The 23543-nt window shown below is 42.5% G+C and carries 22 protein-coding genes; 17 read left to right on the forward strand and 5 right to left on the reverse strand.

Features of this window, described 5'->3' with window-relative positions:
* Positions 1 to 51 precede the first annotated feature (51 nt).
* The 3 genes from AB5706_RS10905 to AB5706_RS10915 all read left to right on the forward strand — a co-directional run bounded on the left by AB5706_RS10905 (position 52) and on the right by AB5706_RS10915 (position 3956).
* Positions 52 to 1791, forward strand: coding sequence for a serine/threonine-protein kinase (locus AB5706_RS10905; protein WP_173770109.1), 1740 nt, complete (start codon positions 52 to 54; stop codon positions 1789 to 1791).
* A gap of 68 nt (positions 1792 to 1859) precedes the next feature.
* A complete protein-coding gene (locus AB5706_RS10910) occupies positions 1860 to 2663 on the forward strand; it encodes a PP2C family protein-serine/threonine phosphatase (protein WP_173770108.1) in 804 nt (267 codons plus the stop codon).
* A gap of 60 nt (positions 2664 to 2723) precedes the next feature.
* A complete protein-coding gene (locus AB5706_RS10915; protein WP_330602697.1) occupies positions 2724 to 3956 on the forward strand; it encodes a hypothetical protein in 1233 nt (410 codons plus the stop codon).
* 68 nt (positions 3957 to 4024) lie between these two features.
* Here the strand turns inward: AB5706_RS10915 and AB5706_RS10920 are convergent, their stop codons facing one another.
* From AB5706_RS10920 to AB5706_RS10930, 3 genes are all read right to left on the reverse strand, one after another.
* Complete coding sequence (locus tag AB5706_RS10920; protein WP_368366081.1) at positions 4025 to 5329, reverse strand: serine hydrolase; 1305 nt, start codon at positions 5327 to 5329, stop codon at positions 4025 to 4027.
* A 65-nt stretch (positions 5330 to 5394) separates the two neighbouring features.
* The gene (locus AB5706_RS10925) at positions 5395 to 6180 is read right to left on the reverse strand and encodes an N-acetylmuramoyl-L-alanine amidase (protein ID WP_243881956.1); all 786 of its coding nucleotides are present in this window, start codon (positions 6178 to 6180) and stop codon (positions 5395 to 5397) included.
* A gap of 135 nt (positions 6181 to 6315) precedes the next feature.
* Entirely contained in the window at positions 6316 to 6462 is a 147-nt protein-coding gene (locus tag AB5706_RS10930) for a DUF6783 domain-containing protein (protein WP_308768448.1), read from the reverse strand.
* A 271-nt stretch (positions 6463 to 6733) separates the two neighbouring features.
* Between AB5706_RS10930 and rpsL the strand changes: the two genes are divergently transcribed.
* The 8 genes from rpsL to AB5706_RS10970 all read left to right on the forward strand — a co-directional run bounded on the left by rpsL (position 6734) and on the right by AB5706_RS10970 (position 15022).
* Positions 6734 to 7153, forward strand: coding sequence for a 30S ribosomal protein S12 (gene rpsL, locus AB5706_RS10935; protein ID WP_117854826.1), 420 nt, complete (start codon positions 6734 to 6736; stop codon positions 7151 to 7153).
* Between the two features lie 158 nt (positions 7154 to 7311).
* Positions 7312 to 7782: a 30S ribosomal protein S7 gene (rpsG, locus tag AB5706_RS10940; RefSeq protein WP_207664929.1), complete on the forward strand. Its 471-nt coding sequence runs from the start codon at positions 7312 to 7314 to the stop codon at positions 7780 to 7782.
* Between the two features lie 17 nt (positions 7783 to 7799).
* Positions 7800 to 9923, forward strand: coding sequence for an elongation factor G (gene fusA / locus AB5706_RS10945; RefSeq protein ID WP_226815287.1), 2124 nt, complete (start codon positions 7800 to 7802; stop codon positions 9921 to 9923).
* A gap of 155 nt (positions 9924 to 10078) precedes the next feature.
* Entirely contained in the window at positions 10079 to 11272 is a 1194-nt protein-coding gene (gene tuf / locus AB5706_RS10950) for an elongation factor Tu (protein ID WP_173716713.1), read from the forward strand.
* Positions 11273 to 11552: 280 nt separating this feature from the next.
* A complete protein-coding gene (locus AB5706_RS10955; protein WP_173736097.1) occupies positions 11553 to 12269 on the forward strand; it encodes a hypothetical protein in 717 nt (238 codons plus the stop codon).
* 33 nt (positions 12270 to 12302) lie between these two features.
* Positions 12303 to 12635 carry a DUF3784 domain-containing protein gene (locus tag AB5706_RS10960; protein ID WP_368366082.1) on the forward strand — a complete coding sequence of 111 codons (333 nt, stop codon included), beginning with the start codon at positions 12303 to 12305 and terminating at the stop codon, positions 12633 to 12635.
* A 42-nt stretch (positions 12636 to 12677) separates the two neighbouring features.
* Complete coding sequence (locus AB5706_RS10965) at positions 12678 to 13043, forward strand: SdpI family protein (protein ID WP_368366083.1); 366 nt, start codon at positions 12678 to 12680, stop codon at positions 13041 to 13043.
* Positions 13044 to 13429: 386 nt separating this feature from the next.
* Positions 13430 to 15022: an AAA family ATPase gene (locus tag AB5706_RS10970; RefSeq protein WP_173736099.1), complete on the forward strand. Its 1593-nt coding sequence runs from the start codon at positions 13430 to 13432 to the stop codon at positions 15020 to 15022.
* A gap of 138 nt (positions 15023 to 15160) precedes the next feature.
* Here the strand turns inward: AB5706_RS10970 and AB5706_RS10975 are convergent, their stop codons facing one another.
* Together AB5706_RS10975 and AB5706_RS10980 are read right to left on the reverse strand one after the other, a co-directional pair.
* Complete coding sequence (locus AB5706_RS10975) at positions 15161 to 15925, reverse strand: class I SAM-dependent methyltransferase (RefSeq protein WP_368366084.1); 765 nt, start codon at positions 15923 to 15925, stop codon at positions 15161 to 15163.
* A gap of 136 nt (positions 15926 to 16061) precedes the next feature.
* Positions 16062 to 16397: a hypothetical protein gene (locus AB5706_RS10980; protein WP_368366085.1), complete on the reverse strand. Its 336-nt coding sequence runs from the start codon at positions 16395 to 16397 to the stop codon at positions 16062 to 16064.
* 583 nt (positions 16398 to 16980) lie between these two features.
* Here AB5706_RS10980 and AB5706_RS10985 point away from each other — a divergent pair.
* From AB5706_RS10985 to AB5706_RS11010, 6 genes are all read left to right on the forward strand, one after another.
* Positions 16981 to 17526 (forward strand): hypothetical protein, encoded by a 546-nt coding sequence (locus tag AB5706_RS10985; RefSeq protein WP_368366086.1) that lies wholly within the window; start codon positions 16981 to 16983, stop codon positions 17524 to 17526.
* Positions 17527 to 17684: 158 nt separating this feature from the next.
* Complete coding sequence (locus AB5706_RS10990; RefSeq protein WP_368366087.1) at positions 17685 to 18104, forward strand: SseB family protein; 420 nt, start codon at positions 17685 to 17687, stop codon at positions 18102 to 18104.
* Between the two features lie 258 nt (positions 18105 to 18362).
* Positions 18363 to 19340, forward strand: a complete 978-nt coding sequence (locus AB5706_RS10995; protein ID WP_368366088.1) for a hypothetical protein — start codon at positions 18363 to 18365, stop codon at positions 19338 to 19340.
* A gap of 149 nt (positions 19341 to 19489) precedes the next feature.
* Positions 19490 to 19720, forward strand: a complete 231-nt coding sequence (locus AB5706_RS11000; protein ID WP_118583284.1) for a helix-turn-helix domain-containing protein — start codon at positions 19490 to 19492, stop codon at positions 19718 to 19720.
* The gene (locus tag AB5706_RS11005) at positions 19710 to 20807 is read left to right on the forward strand and encodes a DUF6783 domain-containing protein (RefSeq protein WP_368366089.1); all 1098 of its coding nucleotides are present in this window, start codon (positions 19710 to 19712) and stop codon (positions 20805 to 20807) included. The genes AB5706_RS11000 and AB5706_RS11005 overlap by 11 nt, the downstream gene beginning before the upstream one ends.
* Positions 20808 to 21848: 1041 nt before the next feature.
* Positions 21849 to 23441, forward strand: a complete 1593-nt coding sequence (locus AB5706_RS11010) for a peptide ABC transporter substrate-binding protein (protein ID WP_243271426.1) — start codon at positions 21849 to 21851, stop codon at positions 23439 to 23441.
* Positions 23442 to 23543: the final 102 nt, after the last annotated feature.

The raw sequence follows: 23543 nt of genomic DNA on the forward strand, positions 1-23543 counted from the left end.
CTTGCCAGTCCATTTAAAAAGTCATTACCCGTTCGAGGAGGGAGAACATACATGGATAAAGATGTTCCGGTTTCCGTCTGGCCAGAATGGGAACTTATAGAGAAAATAGGCGAAGGATCCTTTGGGAAAGTGTATAAAGCAAAGCGGACAGAACGAGGCCGCTCTTTTTACTCCGCAATCAAGATTATATCCATACCGGCAAGTAAGGGAGAACTTGATAGCGTACGCTCAGAGATGAATAATGAGCAGTCTACCAGGGAATATTTTCGAAATCTGGTAGAAGACTGCATTCAGGAAATATATACTATGGAGCATTTTTGCGGAAATTCCCATGTGGTTTCATTTGAAGATTTCAAAGTGGTGGAATATTTGGATGAGATCGGCTGGGACATTTCCATAAGAATGGAATATCTTACCAGCTTTATGGATTACTGCACAGGCAAGGAGCTTACTGAGAAGGAAGTGATCAAACTTGGCTGTGACCTGGCTATGGCATTGATTTATTGCAGGAAATTGAATATTATTCACCGTGATGTGAAACCGGAGAATATTTTTGTGTCCAGATTCGGTGACTTTAAGCTGGGCGATTTTGGAATTGCCAGGGAACAGGCACATACCATGAGCAATATGTCCAAGAAAGGTACCTATTCCTACATGGCACCGGAGATTTACAAGGGAGAGAAGTACGACAGCAGTATTGATATCTATTCCCTTGGAATTGTATTATATAAACTGATGAATCAGAACAGGCTGCCTTTTCTTTCGCTGGATAAGCAGCTGATTACATACAGAGATAAAGAGACTGCCCTTGCACGGAGAATGGCAGGGGAGAAAATGCCGGCACCAGTTAATGCCAGTGCTGCTTTTTCCCACATTATACTAAAAGCATGTGCATATGAGCCGGGGAAACGTTACAGGAAACCAGAAGATATGCTGCGGGATTTGGAGAAGCTTCGTCTGGCACCGGTGAATGCAGAGAAAGAGTGGGAGAAGTCCCAGTGGGAGCTGACAAATTCAGCAGAACTTGAGCGGGATCAGAGAAGATATGCCCCTCAGGAGCCGGAAGACCGTATGGAGCGGACCCATGTGGCAGAAGACCCTCAGATTGAGAAAGCTGTCCGGGAAGAAGAGGCACAGCTCAGAAAGCCTGCGAAAAATGCAGTGAAAAATTATGAGAAACAGTCAGTAAATGCCTCTTCCACTAAGCGAAAGAAGCAGCAGAGAAGCGGGTGGGACCAGGAAAGACAGATTTCACCATGGACAGTTTCCCTTATTGTAGTGGCGCTTGCGGCATGCATTATTATTGGTGTTTATATGAAATTAATCCATGATGAGAATCGCAAGGCTCAAAATACGGAGAACGTTATGGAAGTTCTGGAAGCTAATGATAACAGTACTGCTCAAATTGATGAATTTTCTACTTCAATTCAGACAATTAAGGAGCAGGCGAATACAATTGTAAGCGAACTTCCGGACTGCGAGGAAGTTGGCAAGGAAGGCGACCGGCTTCGCTACTATGACAGCAACGGGAAACTGGTGAAAGCGCTGATTTATCCGGAGACATCCGAAGATGGAGTTTATGAGGAGTATTATTATTGGGATGAACGTCTGTTTTTTGCATATGTATGGACCGGTAATAAGAAGGAATTATATTACTATGACAAGCGTGGCAAACTGATCCGCTGGATCGATACAGACGGAACTGTCCACGATAAGGAGAATGACAGTACTGAGTACACCAAGCGTGGCGAGAAATACTGGAAAAATGCGCTGGAGCAGTTAGATGAATGATGATACCGGTCATATAAGAAGTGGCTGTGATTCTTTGGAACATCGACAGACAGGCGAAGAGGAATAGAATGACATATCATATTGATTATGCATATACCTGCCATGCAGGGAAAGTGCGACCAAATAACGAGGACAATTTCTGGTGCTGTGGAGAGTACCTTCCAGTGAGTAATCATGGAACAGAAGAAATCCGTACTGGTCTCAGACTTCGGGAGAGCCTTCCGGTAATGTCTGTTTTTGACGGCATGGGAGGGGAGAGCCAGGGGGAAATGGCTGCCTGGCTTGCTTCTGACAGCCTGGAGCATTTTTATAGGGAAAATAAGGGGATGCTTCGTAAAGCACCAGAACTTTTTCTTACAGAAGCCTGTAAGAATATGAATCAGGCTGTATGTGATTATGGTCGGGAACAACGGATCAGTGCCATGGGAACTACTATGGCGATGATTGCTTTTGGAAAAAAAGAAGCGTATATCTGTAATCTGGGAGACAGCAGGATTTATCGGTTTTCCAAGGGGAATTTTTCACAGATTTCCAGAGATCATGTGTTGAAAAGCTGCAGATTTGGGAAAGCACCACTGACTCAGTTTCTGGGAGTGGAGGAGACCGAGATGAAGCTGGAACCTGCCATTGCGGCAGTTCCTTATCAGGATAGGGACCGTTATCTGCTTTGCTCAGACGGGGTAACAGATATGTTATCTGATCGCGAGATTGAAGAAATTATGAAGCTGGAGGACTCAATTCGTGATATTGCCCATGCTCTTTTAACAAGGGTACTGGATAAAGGGGCCAGAGATAATACTACGATCATTCTCTGCGAGGTAAGAGCAGATAATCGGCCGTTCAAAACCTGGCTTTTGCAGAAGAAGGGATAAATCAGAGGGCAAAATTTTTCACAATTTAAGTAGTTGATTATAGGAAAATGAAGGTGATTTATGATGAAAAATCGTATGCAGGATCTTGATTTTGAACAGACAGTGGCATTTGATTCCGTAAAGGATTTTGAATTTACCAGAAGGGCCGCCCAGAGATTTCGTCAGGTAGTCAGTCTGGACGGATTTGAGGATGAAGATGCGGACGTTATTTTTCATTATTTATATAAAGAGATGGAGCTGGTTTCGTTCGGAGATCATTTGAAGAGATATATCTATGAAAGAGCCGGGATTGAGGAACCGTTTGGGGAAGTGCCTCAGGAGGTATACCGAGATATTGCAGTTGATTCTTTCCGGGAAACGTATACACCCAAGTCTATGAATCCTACTTCAACTAAGCTTCCTGCGTTGGTGAACAACTGGCTTACACAGGCCTCAGTAAAGCGCGAGACTGTATTTCTGCTGGGCTTCGGGCTTCGCATGAGCGCGGAGGATGTTTCTGACTTTTTGACAAGGGTGCTGAAGGAGCAGGATTTTGATTTCCATAATCCAGAGGAAGTGATTTACTGGTATTGTTATAGTAAGCAGCTTCCTTACAGCAAGGCAGAGGAATATAAAGAGAATTACAAATCCATGGAACCTGCAACAGATAAGGGGAAAGTGGCAGAAGTGATAGGCGGCGATTTTATCATAGATACAGAGGAAAAATTGCTGAAATATCTGGCATGCCTGAAAGCTGGCTGGGATGATCCCATGAATGAGAAGAGTCAGGCATTTCAGGAGTTCCTGCGCCTTCTGGAACACGCGAAGCAGATCATTGCGGCCATGTATCAGAAGGATGAGGAGGAGAAATGCCGGGATAAGATCTGGAAACCGGAGAATATTACTCCTTCTGATCTGGAGAAGGTAATCTGCAATGGTATTCCTATTAATAAGATGGGAAATCTAAAAAAAATGTCGGCCTCTATCCTGGCGAAACATTTCAGCCAGAAGAGATTCAGCAGACAGAGAATTACCAATATTCTGAATCACAAATTCCCGGTAGAGCGGTTTGATCTTCTTACGCTGGAGTTCTTTATCGTGTCTCAGGAGATGGAGGATGATGATCCCTATGACAGATACCACCATTTCATAGAGGAAGCGCAGAGAATTCTGAAAAAGTGTGGAATGAGCGAGATTTATATTGTGAACCCATATGAATGCTTCCTTCTGATGTGTCTTTTGACGGATTGTCCGCTGGCTGTTTTTTCGGAGATATGGGAAATGTCATATGAAGAGAATGGGGACGAGGAGTAAGAAATTTCTTAATATAGAAATGCGCAGTGCTGTTTGGAGGCACTGCGCATTTTTAATAGCAATTAAGGTTAATCATTATAGTAGAGATAAATACTGCGGCTAAGCTGTGCAATTGTATTCTGGGCTTCTCCCGGGCTGGAGAGGTTCTGGGAAAGGAAGACGATGACCAGATCGTTTCCACCCTGTGCGTTGTACAGGATTCCGGCATCATTTTCTACATCGGAAAGCTCACCGGTTTTGTTGGCAACGCTGACGCCCTCTGGCAGGGCAGCCGGAATCTTGTTGGTACGTTGCTGCTGCTTCAGAAGGGAATACATTTCTTCTGCATGTAAAAGGCTTGGCGTCTGAGTAGTACCAGAGCAGATCTGGTAAATTTCTTTCAGGAATTTTCCACAGTCATAGGCAGAAGTGTAATTATCTCCGAATTCATTGCTGGCAAGAAGCAGTCGTCCCATGGAAGTATTTGTGTAGCCGTGAGACTGACAGAAACTGTTTACTTTCTGCATACCTGCAGTGCTGTCGCCACTTCCCAGGCAGGAAACCAGACTGTTTGCCGCGTCATTATCACTGACGGTGATCATTGGTGTCAGATAGGAATCCAGGGTGGCAGAACCATACTGCTGGGACAAAGAATCATAATTCTCATATACTGCACCCATAATGAAAAGCTTGATCAGGCTGGCTGCCTGCATTGGGGAATCATTGATCGTAGCCTCTGAGCCGCCTGAAAGGTCACAGATATAAACGCTCCAGGAACCGTTTGAAACAGGAAGCTGGGATTGAACCTGAGAGACCAGAGTATCCATCTTTTCATCGGATTTGTTGTCAAAAGCAGAACTTCCGTGGGAGGGAGAGATGGTGCCATCATCGTCAGAAAGTTCGGGGGTAATAGCAGCCATGGTAGAATCTTTTTTTCCCTGGGAAGTGCCATCTGTTGTCTGAGCGGAGTTGGAACCGGATGACTGGGAAGGACCTACTGGTTCTGTATTGGCAGCAGGAGTCTGATAAGGAACAGTTACTTCCTCCGGAGTTGGAGAAGACTGTACAGAACCTGCATTTTCTCTCTGGGAAGGTCCCTGGACAGAAGAATCATCAGTAGAAGCTTCGCTGTCGGAATTTCCATCATCAGAAACAAAGCCGCTTTGGTCGGCGTCTTCAGAAGTTTCATCACCAGAGGTAAATCCGGAAGCTTCACCGTCAGTGAAATCTTCAGTCTGGGCTGTTACTGAACCGTTTTTTGCCAGATTAATACTTCTCTGGCTGTCCCTTTTGAAGAAAGTAAGGTAAAGAATGATAAGAATTAGTAAAGCAGCGACAATGCCAAGAAAAATCAGCAGATAAGAAGAGGTTTGTTTCTTTCTATTATTTTTCATAAGTTCTCCTTTCGAATCAATGAAATATCTGGAAGAGACATTATTTTATGGCAATAAATCCAGATTTATTTTTCCGCAAAATATGCATCAATCCCATCAGCGATTCCAGATGCCATTGTGTTCTGAAAATCCGGATTGCTCATTTTCAGATCATCAGATTCATTGGTCATAAATCCCATTTCCACAATAGTTACCGGAATGGTGCTCCAGTTGATTCCAACCATATTGTCGGCATATGTTACGCCGCGGTTTTCAAATCCGGTTGCGTCACAATAGGCATCCAGAATGCACTGGGAAAGGCTGTTGGAATCATCATAGAGCTGGGATACATAAGGATTGGAAGAGGAGGGGGAAATGGTAAGTGCACCGGCAGCAGAGGACGATTCAGCACCATTGGCATGGATACGCACGTAAACCTCGGCCCCCTGTCCGGCAACATATTCAGCTCGCTCTTTATTGCTGATGGCAGTATCATTATCCGTTCTGGTAAGAACAGTCTGATAGCCACGGTCTTCCAGAATCTGCTGCAGCTTCAAAGAAACATCCAGATTCAGCTGATATTCAGGCAGACCTGAAAAAGTTCCCTGGGTTCCTGTTGAGGCTTTGGCTTTCATTTCTGTGGAACCTGGACCAAGAGGTTCAAGGTCACTCATATCCACATTTGGACTCTGATGACCGGGATCAATACCGATTATATGTGACTGGGCTACAGGCGGTCCCTGAAGCTCGTCAGTGGTCTCAGCACAGACAGTGCACAGATTTATAAGTCCTGCTCCGGAAAAAATCATGAGGCCAAATGCAAAAATCCGGGAGAATCCACTGGATTTAGCCACTGCTTTTTTGAAACACATATGTATACTCCTGTTCATGTTAATTCTTTTTTCGACTATTCAGCAGATTGTATTTCGAAAAGCAGGTACTGTAGAGGTGCTGAAAAGTTCTTGTTTCTTATTATAATAATGTGAAGCTGTGAATGCAATGTAAAGTTAAGTTTTCCTAGAGCGTGTTTGAAAAAGGCTTTCTGCAAGATGTGCGTCACAATTTGCGGTATATTTTACCCGAATTCGGTTACCGTAGCCCGCTAAGGCGCCCTCATCCGAGCGAAATCTCCCACAAATTGTGATGCAGATCACGGGAATGATTTTTTTACACGCTCCAGAACAGCAGTAAAAAATACATTATAATAAGAAGAAACCTATTTATAATTCACCGTGATAAATTGTAAAAACCTTGAAAAAATAAGGAAAAATTGATGAAAAACACCTTGACAGAGATATGCAGACAGGATATAATCAAAAAGCGTGCGAAATAAGGCATTTTTTTCCGCGCTTACTAAGATAATAGCAACCGCAAGGAAACCCCATAGAACAATCTATGGAGAAATAAATCGGGAGGTGAAATGGAATGCCAACATTCAACCAGTTAGTAAGAAAAGGACGCCAGACAGCTGTTAAGAAATCTACAGCTCCGGCTCTGCAGAGAACTTATAACTCTTTAAGAAAGAAAGCAGTTGAGCAGTCTGCACCACAGAAACGTGGCGTTTGCACAGCTGTTAAAACAGCTACTCCTAAGAAGCCTAACTCAGCTCTTAGAAAAATCGCCAGAGTTCGTCTTTCCAACGGAATCGAAGTAACAAGCTACATCCCAGGAGAAGGTCACAACCTTCAGGAGCATAGCGTTGTTCTGATCCGTGGAGGAAGGGTTAAGGACTTACCTGGTACAAGATACCACATCATCAGAGGTACTCTTGATACCGCAGGTGTTGCTAACAGAAAACAGGCCCGTTCCAAATACGGCGCTAAGAGACCGAAAGTTAAAAAATAATCCATCCGTATTGCTGCGGAGACTATAGAGATTTGTACGGTATTCCATATACCCTGTCGGTTGCGGGTTAAATATAGGACCATTACCAGTGCGAACATGCAATAGTTTACTGCGTGAGTACCGATGAGATAATCAGGATGATTAAGGAGGGAAGTAACGTGCCACGTAAAGGACATACTCAGAAAAGAGACGTTCTGGCAGACCCGATGTACAACAATAAAGTTGTTACAAAGCTTATCAATAACATCATGTTAGACGGTAAGAAAGGTGTTGCACAGAAAATTGTTTACGGAGCATTCGCCAGAATGGAAGAAAAATCTGGCAAGCCAGCAATTGAAGTATTTGAAGAGGCAATGAACAACGTAATGCCTCAGCTTGAAGTTAAAGCAAGACGTATCGGTGGAGCTACTTATCAGGTTCCAATCGAGGTAAGAGCTGACAGACGTCAGGCTCTGGCTCTTCGCTGGATCACCATGTTTTCCCGCAAGAGAGGCGAGAAGACCATGGAAGAGAAACTGGCTAACGAGCTTATGGATGCAGCCAATAACACCGGAGCATCTGTAAAGAGGAAAGAAGACATGCACAAGATGGCTGAAGCAAATAAAGCATTTGCTCACTATCGCTTCTAATCAAGGAGGAAAATCCATTGGCTGGAAAAGAAGGTAGAGAATACCCGCTCGAGAGAACCAGAAACATTGGTATTATGGCTCATATCGATGCAGGTAAGACAACTCTTACAGAACGAATTCTGTACTATACAGGTGTCAACTACAAGATTGGTGATACTCATGAAGGTACTGCTACCATGGACTGGATGGAGCAGGAGCAGGAGCGTGGTATCACAATCACATCCGCTGCAACAACATGTCACTGGACACTGGAAGAGAACTGCAAACCGAAGCCAGGCGCTTTGGAGCATCGTATCAACATCATTGATACCCCAGGCCACGTAGACTTTACTGTTGAGGTTGAGCGTTCCCTTCGTGTACTGGATGGCGCTGTCGGCGTATTCTGTGCAAAGGGTGGTGTTGAGCCACAGTCTGAGAACGTTTGGCGTCAGGCTGATACCTACAATGTACCACGTATGGCATTCATCAATAAGATGGACATCCTTGGTGCAAACTTCTACGGCGCAGTAGAGCAGATCAAGACTCGTCTTGGTAAAAATGCAATCTGCCTGCAGCTGCCAATCGGAAAAGAAGATGACTTCAAGGGAATCATCGACTTATTCGAAATGAAAGCTTACATCTACAATGATGAGAAGGGCGATGATATCACTATCACCGATATCCCGGAAGACATGAAAGAAGATGCTGAGCTTTATCATACAGAACTGATCGAGAAAATTTGTGAGCTGGACGACGATCTCATGATGGAATATCTTGAGGGAGAAGAGCCAAGCACAGACAGACTGAAAGCAGCCCTGAGAAAAGGTACATGCGAGTGTACAGCTGTTCCGGTATGCTGCGGTTCTGCATATAGAAACAAAGGTGTTCAGAAACTTCTGGACGCTATCCTGGAGTACATGCCTGCTCCAACAGATATTCCACCAATTGATGGTGTTGACATGGATGGAAACCCGACCGTGAGACATTCTTCTGATGAAGAACCGTTTTCCGCTCTGGCATTCAAGATCATGACAGACCCATTCGTTGGAAAACTTGCATATTTCCGTGTATATTCAGGAACAATGAATTCCGGATCCTATGTATATAACTCTACAAAGGGCAAAAAAGAGCGTGTTGGTCGTATCCTTCAGATGCATGCTAACAAGCGTATGGAACTGGATAAGGTTTACTCCGGTGATATTGCTGCTGCTATCGGATTCAAATTTACCACAACTGGTGATACAATCTGTGACGAGCAGCATCCAGTAATCCTTGAGTCCATGGAGTTCCCGGAACCAGTTATCGAGCTGGCTATCGAGCCTAAGACAAAAGCAGGACAGGGTAAACTGGGTGAGGCTCTTGCAAAACTTGCAGAAGAGGATCCGACCTTCCGTGCACATACAGATCAGGAAACAGGACAGACCATTATCGCTGGTATGGGTGAGCTTCACCTTGAGATCATCGTTGACCGTCTTCTTCGTGAGTTCCACGTAGAGGCTAACGTAGGTGCTCCTCAGGTTGCTTACAAAGAGACAATCACCAAGGCTGTTGACGTAGACAGTAAATATGCTAAACAGTCCGGTGGTCGTGGACAGTATGGTCACTGTAAAGTTAAATTCGAGCCTATGGATGCCAACGGCGAAGAACTGTACAAGTTCGAGTCTACTGTTGTCGGCGGTGCTATTCCGAAGGAATATATCCCGGCTGTAGGAGAAGGTATCGAAGAGGCTATGAAGGCTGGTATCCTTGGTGGATATCCGGTTGTTGGTGTACATGCAAATGTATACGATGGATCTTATCATGAAGTCGATTCTTCTGAGATGGCATTCCACATTGCAGGTTCTCTTGCATTCAAGGATGCTATGCAGAAGGCAGCTCCAATCCTTCTTGAGCCTATCATGAAGGTTGAAGTAACCACACCAGAGGATTACATGGGTGATGTTATCGGTGATATCAACTCCCGTCGTGGTCGTATCGAAGGTATGGATGATATCGGCGGAGGTAAGATGATCCGTGGATATGTTCCGCTTTCCGAAATGTTCGGATATGCAACAGATCTTCGTTCCAGAACTCAGGGACGTGGTAACTACTCCATGTTCTTCGAGAAATACGAGCCAGTTCCAAAGAGTGTTCAGGAAAAAGTTCTGGCAAAGAAAGACTGATTTAACTACAGGCTGAATCAGGATTTCACATGAAACAATAAAAAGCTTGCAAATATCCTTGATTTGCAATATAATCAAGGATAGCAAGTTTAAAATCGATATGGCGCTCTATTTTTATAGAGAATGAGCCAACTAATCAAGGAGGACATTTTAAAATGGCAAAGGCTAAGTTTGAGAGAACAAAACCGCATTGTAACATTGGTACTATTGGACACGTTGACCATGGTAAAACAACTTTAACAGCAGCTATCACAAAAGTTCTTGCTGAAAGAGTTCCAGGAAACGTAGTAGAGAACTTCGAAGATATCGATAAAGCTCCAGAGGAAAGAGAGCGTGGTATCACAATTTCTACAGCACACGTTGAGTATCAGACAGAGAAGAGACATTATGCACACGTTGACTGCCCAGGACATGCTGACTACGTTAAGAACATGATCACTGGTGCAGCTCAGATGGATGGTGCTATCCTTGTTGTAGCAGCTACCGATGGTGTTATGGCTCAGACTAAAGAGCACGTTCTTCTTGCTCGTCAGGTTGGTGTTCCTTACATCGTTGTATTCATGAACAAATGTGATATGGTTGACGATGAAGAGCTTCTTGAGCTGGTTGAGATGGAGATTCGTGAGCTTCTTTCCGAGTATGACTTCCCAGGAGATGATATCCCGGTAATCAAAGGTTCTGCTCTTAAAGCTCTTGAGGATCCAGCTGGTGAGTGGGGCGACAGAATCATGGATCTTATGGATGCTGTTGACAGCTATATCCCAGATCCACAGCGTGACACAGATAAACCATTCGTTATGCCTGTAGAGGATGTATTCTCTATCACAGGACGTGGAACAGTTGCTACTGGTAGAGTAGAGGCTGGTGTTCTTCACGTATCTGATGAGGTTGAGATCGTTGGTATCAAAGAAGAGACTCGTAAAGTAGTTGTAACTGGTATCGAGATGTTCCGTAAACTTCTTGATGAGGCTCAGGCTGGTGATAACATCGGAGCACTTCTTCGTGGTGTTCAGAGAAACGAGATCGAGCGTGGACAGGTTCTTGCTAAACCAGGAACAATCACATGCCATACAAAATTCACAGCTCAGGTTTACGTTCTGACTAAAGACGAGGGTGGCCGTCATACACCATTCTTCAACAACTATCGTCCACAGTTCTACTTCAGAACAACAGACGTTACAGGTGTTATCAGCCTTCCAGAAGGAACAGAGATGTGCATGCCAGGAGATAACATCGAGATGACAATCGAACTGATCCACCCAATCGCTATGAGCCAGGGTCTTACTTTCGCTATCCGTGAAGGTGGACGTACTGTTGGATCAGGACGTGTTGCTACAGTTATCGAATAATTATAGCATAACTTCTAATTTAAATATATTGCGTACCGCAAGGTACATGTGTCCAAGCGTAAGATACCCCGGAACCGTAAGGTTTCCGGGGTTTTTCTGTTATATAAGCGATACAAAACTAAAGGGAACGTTTATAGTATTTTACGATGAACTATGGTAGAATAAGTCAAAGATAAATTGTGGTTTGCCGAAGCAAAACAAATGCTTTACGAAAATACGGGATGGACAGAATATAAATGTTTGAATTGAACCTATAATTCAAATTGGAGGTAACTATTTTATGAAAGTAAACTGTGTCTGGGAACACAATGGCGATGACACAATCTTGTATTCGTCCAATTTTGTTGGGGCGTTCACAAGAGGCAAGTCTAGGAGCGAAGCAATTCAAAAAATGCCGTCTGAAATTATGTCTTACTTAAAGTGGAAAGGTGATCTGATTTCGGATATTCTGGAGTCTGAGATTATTCAGGAAAAAGCATCTGAACTTACCATTTCAGATGCAGACTCAGATGTACTTTTTGATGAAGAGAAGAAGCCGCTAAGATTGGCTGAATATGAAGCACTAAAAGCACTTGCTATGAAATCTGCCAATGATTTTTTGACGTTGTATCGGGCGATACCAAATAAAGATAAAAGTGTTTTGCCAGTTAGAACTACTTTTTACGGCGAAATTCCGCGTACGGCGCGGGAAATGTATGAGCATACGAAAAATGTTAATGCATATTACTTCAGAGAAATCGGGGTTCAGGCAGATAATAACGGAACTATTGAGGAATGTAGAAATCATGGATTTGAATTGCTAGAGCAGAAACAGAACTTTCTGGAAAATAAAGTTTATCTTGGGAGCTATGATGAAGAATGGTCATTGCGGAAGGTACTGCGGAGATTTATCTGGCATGACAGGATTCATGCGAAAGCAATGTATCGGATGGCACTAAAGACTTTTGGAAAAGATGCGGTTCCAAATGTTTTTTCTTTCTGTGTAGAGAAAGAGTAGAAAGTTCTTCGGAAGTTAAGGAGGTGCATATAGATGAAATTAGCAGATTTATCATCCGGTCCTGACTGGGTAGTATGGATTGTTTTTGTGATATTTGCTGTACTTTCTATAGTTTTAATTTCTGGACACGGGAGTTGGGTTATTTCCGGATATAATACAGCTTCAAAAACAGAAAAGGAAAAATATGATGAAAAGAAGTTATGCAGAACAATGGGAATTGGAATGTCTATTATATCAATTCTTATATTAATTATGGGGTTGTTTGAAAGTGTTCTGCCTGCATTTTTTGTATATATTGCAGTGGGAATTATTGTGGTTGATGTCGTGGTAATTATTATTTTAGGAAACACGCTATGCAGAAAATAATGATTTTTAGTTTATGGAATTGACAGAAAGGAGGTCGCTGTGATGTTTATATTTTTATGTATTTGTTCACTTTTAGTACCGTTATCTATGATTATATTAGGATATACGTGGAAGAATAAGCCTCCTAAAGATCGACAGGGAATGTCAGGATATCGAAGTACTATGTCAAGGATGAATGATGAAACATGGAAATATGCACACAGATGTTGGGGAGGGTTAAACTTTGTTTTAGCAATCATTCTGACGATATTATCGATTTTTATTTTGATTTTAATGAAAGACGACACAAACTTCGAAATGATTTCTGTGTATTTGGTGTTTTTACAACTGGGAATTATGGTACTCACAATTATTCCAACAGAATTTTTGCTGCATAAGCATTTTACAAAGCAAGGAGTGAAAAAATAGCTAATTTTTGTCTTGTGAAAATGTTTTGCCTGCATTTTTTGTATATATTGCATTGGGGATTATTTTGGTTAATGTGGTGGTAATCATCATTTTAGGAAACACGTTATGTAGAAAGTAATGATTTCCAGTTTGAAAAGCCATAGTTACTGTTCACTGGTAACATTCCGCGAGGTGTTTTTTGTGAACAAAGTTCACAGAAAACCCGAGAATTGCGGCGCGAAATCATGCGAATGCATGATTTCTGTGCATCGCGGAGCGGTTACTGGTCACGGAGTGAACAGTAACAAGCCATATTCAATCCTTGGTGTAGATTTAAACCTGTCCTTGTGATAGCTGTGGGAATCGAGTAAAATAAATTATATAAAAATTTGACGGGAGGTTTTTGTATGGGAAGTTATCTGAATCCGGGAAACAAAGGGTTTCAGGAAAGCCTGAATTCGAAAATTTATGTGGATAAAACCGGTTTGATTGAAAAAACAAATGCAGCTCTTAATACCCGTCAGAAATTTGTGTGTGTCAGCCGTCCGCGACGTTTTGGAAAATCGATGGCGGCGGATATGCTGGCCGCTTACTATGCTCGTGGAGAGGATTCGGCTGAATTATTTAAATCGCTCAAAATCAGAAAAGCAGAATCCTATGAAAAACATCGTAATCAGTATGATGTCATTAAAGTAAATATGCAGGAATTTCTAAGCATGACACACAGTATGGATGAAATGCTGTCCATGTTGCAGAAATATCTGATTTTTGACCTGATGGATCATTTTGAAACGGTTCGCTTTCGTGATGAACATAATCTGATTCAGGTGATGAAGGATATTTACAGTAAAACAAATCATTCCTTTATTATTTTGATTGATGAGTGGGACTGTCTGTTTCGGGAATATAAACAGGATAAAGAAGCACAGAAAGAATATTTGGATTTCCTTCGTGCATGGTTGAAAGATAAAGACTATGTTGCGTTGGCTTATATGACGGGAATTCTTCCAATCAAGAAATATGGATCTCATTCTGCGTTAAATATGTTTACCGAGTATTCCATGACCGATCCGGGTGATCTGGCGGAATATTTTGGTTTCACAGAGAAGGAAGTATTCGCTCTTTGTGAAAAATATGATATGAGTTTCGAAGAAGCAAAGATGTGGTACGATGGTTATCAGTTGATCGCGCATCGGCAGACAGGAAATGAAATATATTCCATGTACAGTCCAAAATCCGTTGTAGAGGCAATGCTGCGTCACAAATTTGGAACCTACTGGAACCAGACGGAAACATACGAGGCTTTGAAAATTTATATTCAAATGGATATGGATGGGCTGAAAGATTCTGTAGTTCGAATGCTTGCAGGCGATGCTGTTTCCATTCATATTGGAACATTCAGCAACGATATGATTACATTTGCAACGAAAGATGATGTATTGACTTTGCTGGTGCACCTTGGCTATCTGACGTATAACAGTACAGCTGAAACTGTGAGTATTCCCAATAAAGAAGTTTCACAGGAATATATTAATGCAATCAGCACAATGAACTGGTACGGAGTGGCAGAGTCAGTGGAGGCTTCACGTAAATTACTGGAAGCCTTATGGGAAATGGATGCAGATGCTATTGCTGCAGGAGTTGAGAAAGCACATGAGGAAATTTCGATTCTCCAATATAACGATGAAAATTCTCTTAGCTGTACCATTCATCTTGCATTCTATTTTGCACGTGAATACTACACTATGGTTCGTGAACTGCCAGCAGGAAAAGGATTTGCTGATGTGTGCATGATCCCAAGACCACATCATCGTGATAAACCGGCGATAGTAATTGAATTGAAATGGGACAAAAGTGCGGTTGGTGCAATTGAACAGATTAAAGAAAAACAGTATGGTAATGTCTTGAAAGATTATCAGGGAAATTTATTGCTTGTTGGAATCAATTATAATAAGACAACTAAAAAACATGAATGTGTAATCGAAGCAATGAAAAAATAGGCAAGAAGGTGGGCAGACGGAGATATTTTCGATAATGCCACAGTTCTTGAAGGTCTGGGGAGATGAGAATCTTCCAGAGGTGAGGTAAACACAAGGGTGAAGACGTGTAAAAGTATCTTCACCCTTAAAGTTTACGCTCTATTTAGATTTGCGTGCGACTAATAAAAACCGATGGATTCGTCCTTCTACGCAGCCGTTTTGTTCTAAAATCTGTTGAGCATGCAGCAGGCTGTTTTTACAACGATCTACAGAGAAGTCAGGAAATTCCCACTCTATAATATGTGAAAACCAGACCAGTGCACCTATATCAAAAAACTTGATTGGGCGGAAACATTCCTGGGCGTCCAGAATATAGAAACCTGCATCATGAAATTGCTTGCAAACGATATCCAGGTACTGCTCTGGAAATGGAAGCTTGGTTTTTCCTAAGAGAAGCTCTACCAGTTCACGGTCATTTTCCGCGCCAACCTGTTCGGTGATAAAAATCCCTCCGCTTTTCAGAACGCGATGTATTTCTTCCGCATTAAAATCGCCGTGGCGATTGATCACAATGTCAAATTCAGAATCACCGAATGGCAGCGGATCCTTTCCGTCGCCTGCCTGAAAATCAATTCCCAGAGGAAGCAGAGTTTCCTTACATAGCTGGACATTGGGCAGATAAGCTTCGGTTGCACTTGTTTTTCCGTAAGAATGGTGGAGGGATAACAAAAACTCACCGCCGCCGGTATCGATATCCAGCAGTTTCATTTCCGGTTTTAAGTAATTCAGTATGATATGCCTATAATCCCAGGGCAAGTCCGTTTCTTCCGTATATCTTCCCTCAATGTGCGAGAAATCCCATCCATGGATATGCGCCACATGTTCTTCTGTTTTCCAAATATTTATCAATTCATGTTTATTCATTGTAACTACTCCTATCTTAATATAATTATTCTATACCTCAATGATAGGTGCAGCCAACTGACAACATCAAAAAATAACCTCGATACAACCTGTTGCCAGATTTACAACTGCACCGAGTAGTTACCTCGAATAAGTCTCATTGTATGAGTTCACCGCCTTTCGAATGATCTTGTATCAGCATATCACCTTTTTTAAAAAAAGAAAACTGAAAAATAATAGAGGCAAAAAACGCTGCACTATGTAGAATAAAAAAATTTTGACATTTTCTCACATGCGTGCTAATATGATTATAGAAAAAGAGTGCTACCGATAGACGGTTAGTCCGATATATGTTTTGACAAAAATTGCCGCTTAGTTTACCAGACCAGAGCGGCTGTTTTTGTGGTTTATTATCATCCTTGCCAAAGGTATATCCAAGACCAAAGTAGGTTAAGCCGAAGCTCACTACTGCTATAAAATCAACAATACTCATGGCTTAGCCCTCCTTTCCAGTGGATTCTCTTTCGAGTTTCTATGTAATCAGAGGGTCACAGTCCCTCTGCTGAAGGACTAACCGCCTACCGTTATGATAGCACCCATGTTTCGCTTATAACAGTCAAGGTGGGAATCTGCAACTGGAAAGTTGATGCCCCATAAAAATCTGACTGTGATACTATTTTGATACTAAAAAATGAAGAGAACAGAAATATAGCGTAGAAATCCTATAACACAGGACAATAAAGACACGAAAATCACAGAAAATAATGAGATTCTAAGAACCTCACAAACGTGAAGGTGGACGTACTGTAGGATCAGGACGTGTTGCTACAGTTATCGAGTAATTACTGACTACAGATAATAATATAAATTTGGTATCGTAAGATGCCGTGTGTTCAAGCGTAAGATAAGGGCTGTCGGGAAATAGACAGTCCCATTTTGCAGAAAGCCTTTTTCAAACATGCTCCAGGATGTTGAGAAAGCTGATAAAAACAACGGATACCTATATCCGTGGATATTATAGTTGAGAACTTTTGCCCCTAACATTATAAAAATCAATTATGGAGGTAAATACCAAGATGAAACTTGATGATTTTACAGGAATGATGACAGGACATTTTGATAACAAGGAGCAGTTTGATAAGATGCAGGCGGAAGGGAAAACATATCCATATGCCGAGCATGTAAATACAATCTGTAATGACAAAATAAAAAATCTTCCAGAGGATTTCAATGGCAGATTTGTTGTTGAAGAAAGCTACTATGAAACGAATGGGAAACGTCATGCGTCACCACATCTTTTTCTTATTACAGAAACAGAACAGGGAATTTTACTTTCCTCTTATGAAATTCCAGAAGGAGAAGATAAGAAGACATTTTCATATGCTTCCATGAAGAAGGTTGATTACGCGGAACTGAAAAAATCCGAAAAATTTACTCCGGCACTTTACCATGAAAAGAACGGAATCTGGGAAGGCGGCAGCATAAGCCAGTTTTCGCCGGTAATGACATTTAAACTTTGGGAAAAGTTTTCCGATAGCTGCCTGGAAGTATCTGAAAGTATGGAAGTTAACGGAAAAAGGATTTTTGGATATGATGAACCAATCATTTATAAAAGGGTATAATCAAAGAGCGGCAGATAAAGAAATCATCCTGCGCCAATATAGCAGAAACTTAATTTTTGATGTACTGTACCGTGTAGGTGACGGATATGGGATTTGGGGTAAAATATGGTATGCTATAAAAAAATACAGAAATTAGTTTAATGGAGAGTAAAAGTAATATGGATAAAACAGATGAAGGTTTACTTGGAAATGAGAAAATCGAGGAAGCAATCGCGGCACTTCAGCAGCAGCCAACGCAGGAATTGCTGGCTCATGCACTGACTGTAGTACGAAGACGCATGCGTGAAAATGGTCAGGTAATTATCGCCGTAGAGCCAAACGCGGCAGCAGGACAGATGAAAATGCAGGCTGTGAAAACTTCCGACGGAAACAGCTGGTGGGCGGTTTTTACCAGTTTCGACGAAGAATTGAAAGGCGGCGGAAGTGTTATGTCAACCTTTATGACTGACATTGGAAAAGTGTTGGAGGCGGCATTGTCCGAGGAAGAAATCAACGGCGTGATCATCAATCCCTGGAACCGGACATTGATGCTGGACAAGACATTGATTCGGATCGTGCTTGGAGATGTGACACAGTAAGTTATTGAAAAATGCCAGGTAAGAAAATAAAAACGTTTCTTCTGTCCATTGGATAGATCGGAGCGTGAAAATTCTGCCTGGTAATTTTTTTATTGTTAAAATTATTGACAAACGATAATTCTAAGTTATAATTAAATTATAAATTATCGTTTTTCAATAATTTTCACAAACCAGTTAGAGAAATCCAGAGTAAAGGATTAGATAGTTTAATCCAGCACGATTGCGGATTTTCTCGTTATCGGCAAAAGGAGGTTCCCCATGAAAGAAAGACATTTATTTACCCTCTTATCTGTGGAAGCGGCCGCCTGCGTCCTGTTCTGTATTTTACAGCGCAGCTTATCCGGTCTGTTTTCCACCTTGATCGCATTCCCTTTTGAACAGATCGGAGCTGGTCTGCGGGTTCTGTCACTGTCTGGAACTGTAGGAAATGTGATCGCGATCATCTTATACATGCTGTTGGGGCTTATTCCTGCTGGGATTTGGGGATTCCTGCACTGGCGCAAGAAATCAGAACCCCTGGATTTCATGCTTCTGGCTATCAGCGCTCTTCTTTTTGTAATCCTATATTACATGATCAATCCGGGACTTTTGTCCATCGGAGTGCCAGGTACAGGGAAATGGTCCCTGGGAAGTACCTTCTATTCCGTCCTTCTGGGTTATCTGCTTATCCGCATTTTGCTTCATTATAAGAATGCAGGAACGGAGAAACTGCAAAAAGGACTTTGGTTCCTTCTTGGCACTGTGAACGTGGTATTGGTGTACGGCATCTTTGGACAGGAGCTGGGAGGGCTGCTTCAGAATCTGGAAACGGTACAGAAGGGAAATACAGGCATAGAGCTAAGCGATGGATTTTTTACTTTTTCCAACCTTACCCCTACCTATGTTTTCCTGGTCCTCCACTTTGCAGTCCGTATTCTGCCTTATGTACTGGATATTATAGTTGTTTTCCTGGCGAGAAGGCTTCTGGCTGCAATGAAGGAAAACCTGTATCAAGAAGAGAGTGTAAAACTGGCGGAAAAACTTTCACACTTTTGCGTGTGGACCTTAGCATCCACTATTGGGCTGGGGGCGGTATTTAACCTACTACAATTGTTTTTCCAGAGCAGCCTTTATCAGCTTGAGTATGTGGTGGCGGTCCCGGTATTTTCCCTGGCCTTTGTGCTGGCAGTGCTGTTGTTTGCAAAGTATATAAGGGAAATGCAGAGACTGAAAGAGGATAATGACCTGTTCATATAAGCGTATGGAGATATATAAATGATAGCCGGACTGCAAGTGTCTTGATTCGTTATATAGGAAGAAGCAAGGGTATTCAGGTAACGACTCTTAATTTAATATCATTGACTATTTAATATGGAGCAATTTGCAATAATGAAAGGAAATGATTTATGGCAATAAAAGTATGCCTTGAAGACGTATTGAAAGAGCGGGGAATGACGTCCAAGGAATTGTGCAGCCTGGTAAACATCACAGAAGCCAACCTGTCCGTCCTCAGAAGCGGAAAGGCCAAGGGCGTGCGGTTCCACACCATTAACCGGATCTGTTATTTCCTGCAATGTGATGTTGGGGATATTTTAAAATTCGATGGAAATCTAGAGGAGGATGAAAATGAAGATTAGGAAATCAAAATATCACCAAAATTCGGCTAAGGTGACCCATTGCGGTGCTCTCATCTGGAGAAAATTTCCCATAAATTGTGACGCACATCTTGCAGAAAGATTTTTGAAAGGACGGAAGAACAATCATCTGTTAAAAAGCTTGTTTGAATTATCGGTTATTTTCATGGCCTTCACAGCCAGCGGCTGTACTCTTGCAGTCCCAGAAGCCGGCACAGATGGAAACGGTGACCGCCTGATCGGCGCTTTTATCACCTCCGAATATCTGGACTTATATGATATGGAAGGCTATCTGAACGACCATGCCGCCTCCCTTATGAACAACAGCAGTATCACCATAGGAAACGACAGTCGTTATGAGGGGAAACTTGTGGCAACTGTGGATAAAGAAGGTGCCCAGTCTTCTTCTGAGTGGAAAATTTCCTTTGGAGACATAAAAGGAGAATACATTTTAATGCCAGTGACCGAAGATGAGGATGGAAATACATCTGTAGGAAATCTTTGCTCCGACGGAGTAGGAGATCCGTATTTGAACTACAACGTTACTGATGATGGAGAAACACAGGAAATCAGCGCCACTGTTTACCAGGTCTCTGGCAAGTCAGAACACACCCAGTATGTAAATCCGGTTTTCCAGAAAGAAAACGGGGAAATTTATGCCATGGCTGGAAACGGCTATTCCAACGGTGTGGGAGGCTCAGAAGGAAACACTATGGCAGCTACCCTTTCCGGTGAAACTACTACAGTGGAAAATGGAAAGACTAAGACAGAAGGATGTAAAGTGACGGTTCAGTTTGCCACTATGTACAAGCCAGTGCGGACCATCATTTACCAGATGAATGAGGCGAATCAGGTATTGAAACAGACTGCCTATAAACCATCTGAGGTGCCGGATAGCTTGAGGGTAGAAGGAGACACTGCCTATATTCTGGCGGAAATCAGAAAGGAAGATACTTCAGGCAAAATGGTGACAACCAGGACAATCTTGAATTTGAATTCGTCAGAGGATGAGGAAACGCAGTACCTGGAGACTTGGTATCCCCTGGATAATGGGCTGATCAGCAAAAAAGATGTAGAGATTGAATATTGAATAAAAATGCCAGGAAAATTAACCTGGCATTTTTGGCGCAATAGGAAATTTCATTGCTATTTAATGTGTTGGTCGTTATTCCGGACGCGATTTTACAATGTATATTCACCGCCGCGCGTCGCAACGTTCCGGCAAGCTAATGACTAACTACGACTAAGACGCTCAGGAAAGCCTTCGCGCCTAAGTCTTCGTAAGTCATGGATCTCGCCTCCACTAAAACCGCTCCTGAAATGCGCGGCTTGCGAATATACATTGCAAAATCGCTGGTTACTGGAAAGGGAAGAAAGAAACAGTAACGACAACAACGGGGGTGGGGTGAAGTAGTTGATATCCCGCAACTATATTGTTTTTTCTAATCTATTGTTGTCAAGAAAGTATAGGGAAATCAATCACTCCCCTCCCCCTCGTTAAAAGTTCTTACTAACCATCAAGTCCCAGCCAGTACACAGCATTTGGGTAATGTGTATTACTCCAGCGAGCCATTTCAGGCGCGCTCTTAGCGTAAGCGAAATCCAGCGCTTACGAAGACTTATGCGTGAGGGCTCTCCCGAACGCATTAGTCGCAGTTAGCGATTAGTTCGCTGGAGCGTTGCGCCGGCGAGTGAGTAATACATATTGTCCAAATGCGCCCCTCCTGAAGAACTTTTCAACACATTCAACACATTAAAGAGGAAAACAGGAAGCCAGATACAGTTGAAGCACCCAGCTGCATCCGATATTTTTTACTTATTTTTCCTTGAAAAAGCAGAATTTGTACAAAATAAATACATAATTCGTACAAAACCAATTCTAAACAATAAAAAGCAATAAAGAATAATAAAAAACAATTGACAACACTACAACACTTTGCTATACTAAAATTACCAAAAAGAGGCGAGCAAAGAGAACATTTTTTATTTATGCAAAGGCGCATGAAACTACATCGTGACTAAGTTGCAAAATAGAAAATGTTTTTTTACTATAAAGCTCCATTTAAACTCTGAACGGCAAAGGCTTACTACCGTACCTGCATAAAGGACGGATAAGAAAGGAGAAAAAACTATGAAAATGATGAAAGCAGCAGTAGCACTTGGAATGGCACTCACCATGACTGTTACAGGTGCATCAGCAGTATTCGCAGAGGGAGAGACACTTAGCGTTGCTACTGATTTCGAGATCAAGACTCTGGTACCGTGGGCTGCATCCGAGGAGAATGCATTCCTGGTACTGAACCAGGCAGAAGAGGGACTGTTCCGTATGGACGAGAACAACCAGCCTCAGCCGGCTCTTTGCGATACTTATGAGGTATCCGATGACAAGCTTACATACACCTTCCACTTAAGAGATGGAATCCAGTGGAGCAATGGTGAGCCTGTAACAGCAGCAGATTTCGTATACGCATGGCTGAAACAGATGAGCGCAGATGCAACAAACGGCTACAGCTTCATTATGACAGACTACATCGTAAACGGTCAGGAGTATAATGAGGGAAGCGTTGAGGCTTCTGAGGTAGGCGTTAAGGCTGTTGACGATCAGACACTGGAAGTTCAGCTGAAGAGTCCAACACCATACTTCCTGAACCTTACTACAATGGATATGTTCTTCCCGGTTAACGAAGCATTCTGTGAAGAGCAGGGCACAAACTTCGCTCTTTCCCCAGACAGCATGCTCTACTGCGGACCGTACGTGATCACAGATTATGATCCAGCTGTAGGCGTTACTTTCGCTAAAAACGACAATTACTGGGATAAAGACAACGTAGCAATCGAAGATGCACAGGTTCGTGTAATCAAAGATGCTGCAGCTGCATTAAGCGCATATCAGGCTGGCGAGCTTTCTCAGGTTAAACTTGATTCTGCAAACGTAGTAGCATACAAGGAGGATCCGGAATTCTCCCAGGAGATCGACTTCCGTACAAGCTATGTACAGTTCAACCTTACAGATGACGTAATGAGCAATGTAAACATGAGAAAAGCTATTTCTCTTGCTATGAACAGAAGCGCTCTTACAGATAACATTCTTGCTGATGGTTCTGCACCAGGATTTGGTCTTGTAGCAGACGGTATGAGCGGTGATGGAGAGAAGACATTCCGTGAGCTGAACGGAGATGTTTCCCCATATGATCCGGAGCAGGCAAAAGAGTACTATGACAAAGCAGTTGAAGAGCTTGGAAGCGCACCTTCAGAGGTTACTCTTCTTGTAGCTGATGACTCTGTATCCAAATCCGTTGCAACATTTATCCAGAGTGAGCTTGTTACAACACTTGGTCTGAACGTAGTAATTGATACCAAGACTGTACAGGGACGTGGAGAGCTGATGGATGCCAACAACTATCAGTTTGCTGTAACAGCATGGGGTGCTGACTATGATGACGCTATGACATACCTTGATCTGTGGACAAACGGAACTCCATACCGTGGAAACTACAACGATGATGATTACAATGCACTGATCTCTGACGCTAAGACTCAGACAGATGACGCTGTTCGTCTTGACGACATGCTGAAAGCTGAGAAGAAGCTGGTTGAGGAAGATGCAGTTGTTGCTCCGGTATACCACAGAGGTTCCGCAGTCCTGACAAAATCCAATGTCAAGAACCTGATCAGCCATCCAATCGGTGTTCCGCTTGAGTTCAAGTACGCTTCCTTCGAATAATCTCTTATTCAGGTGATTATTGGATATAAACTGGTGGCGGAACAGATCTCAGAGGTTTGCTTCAAATTCAAGTAATATTCCTTAAGGAATATATAACGGACC

It is taken from the genome of Ruminococcus sp. RTP21484sp1_RTP21277st1_D2_RTP21277_210401, from assembly GCF_040924225.1.
In the GTDB taxonomy this organism is placed as follows: domain Bacteria; phylum Bacillota; class Clostridia; order Lachnospirales; family Lachnospiraceae; genus Blautia_A; species Blautia_A faecis.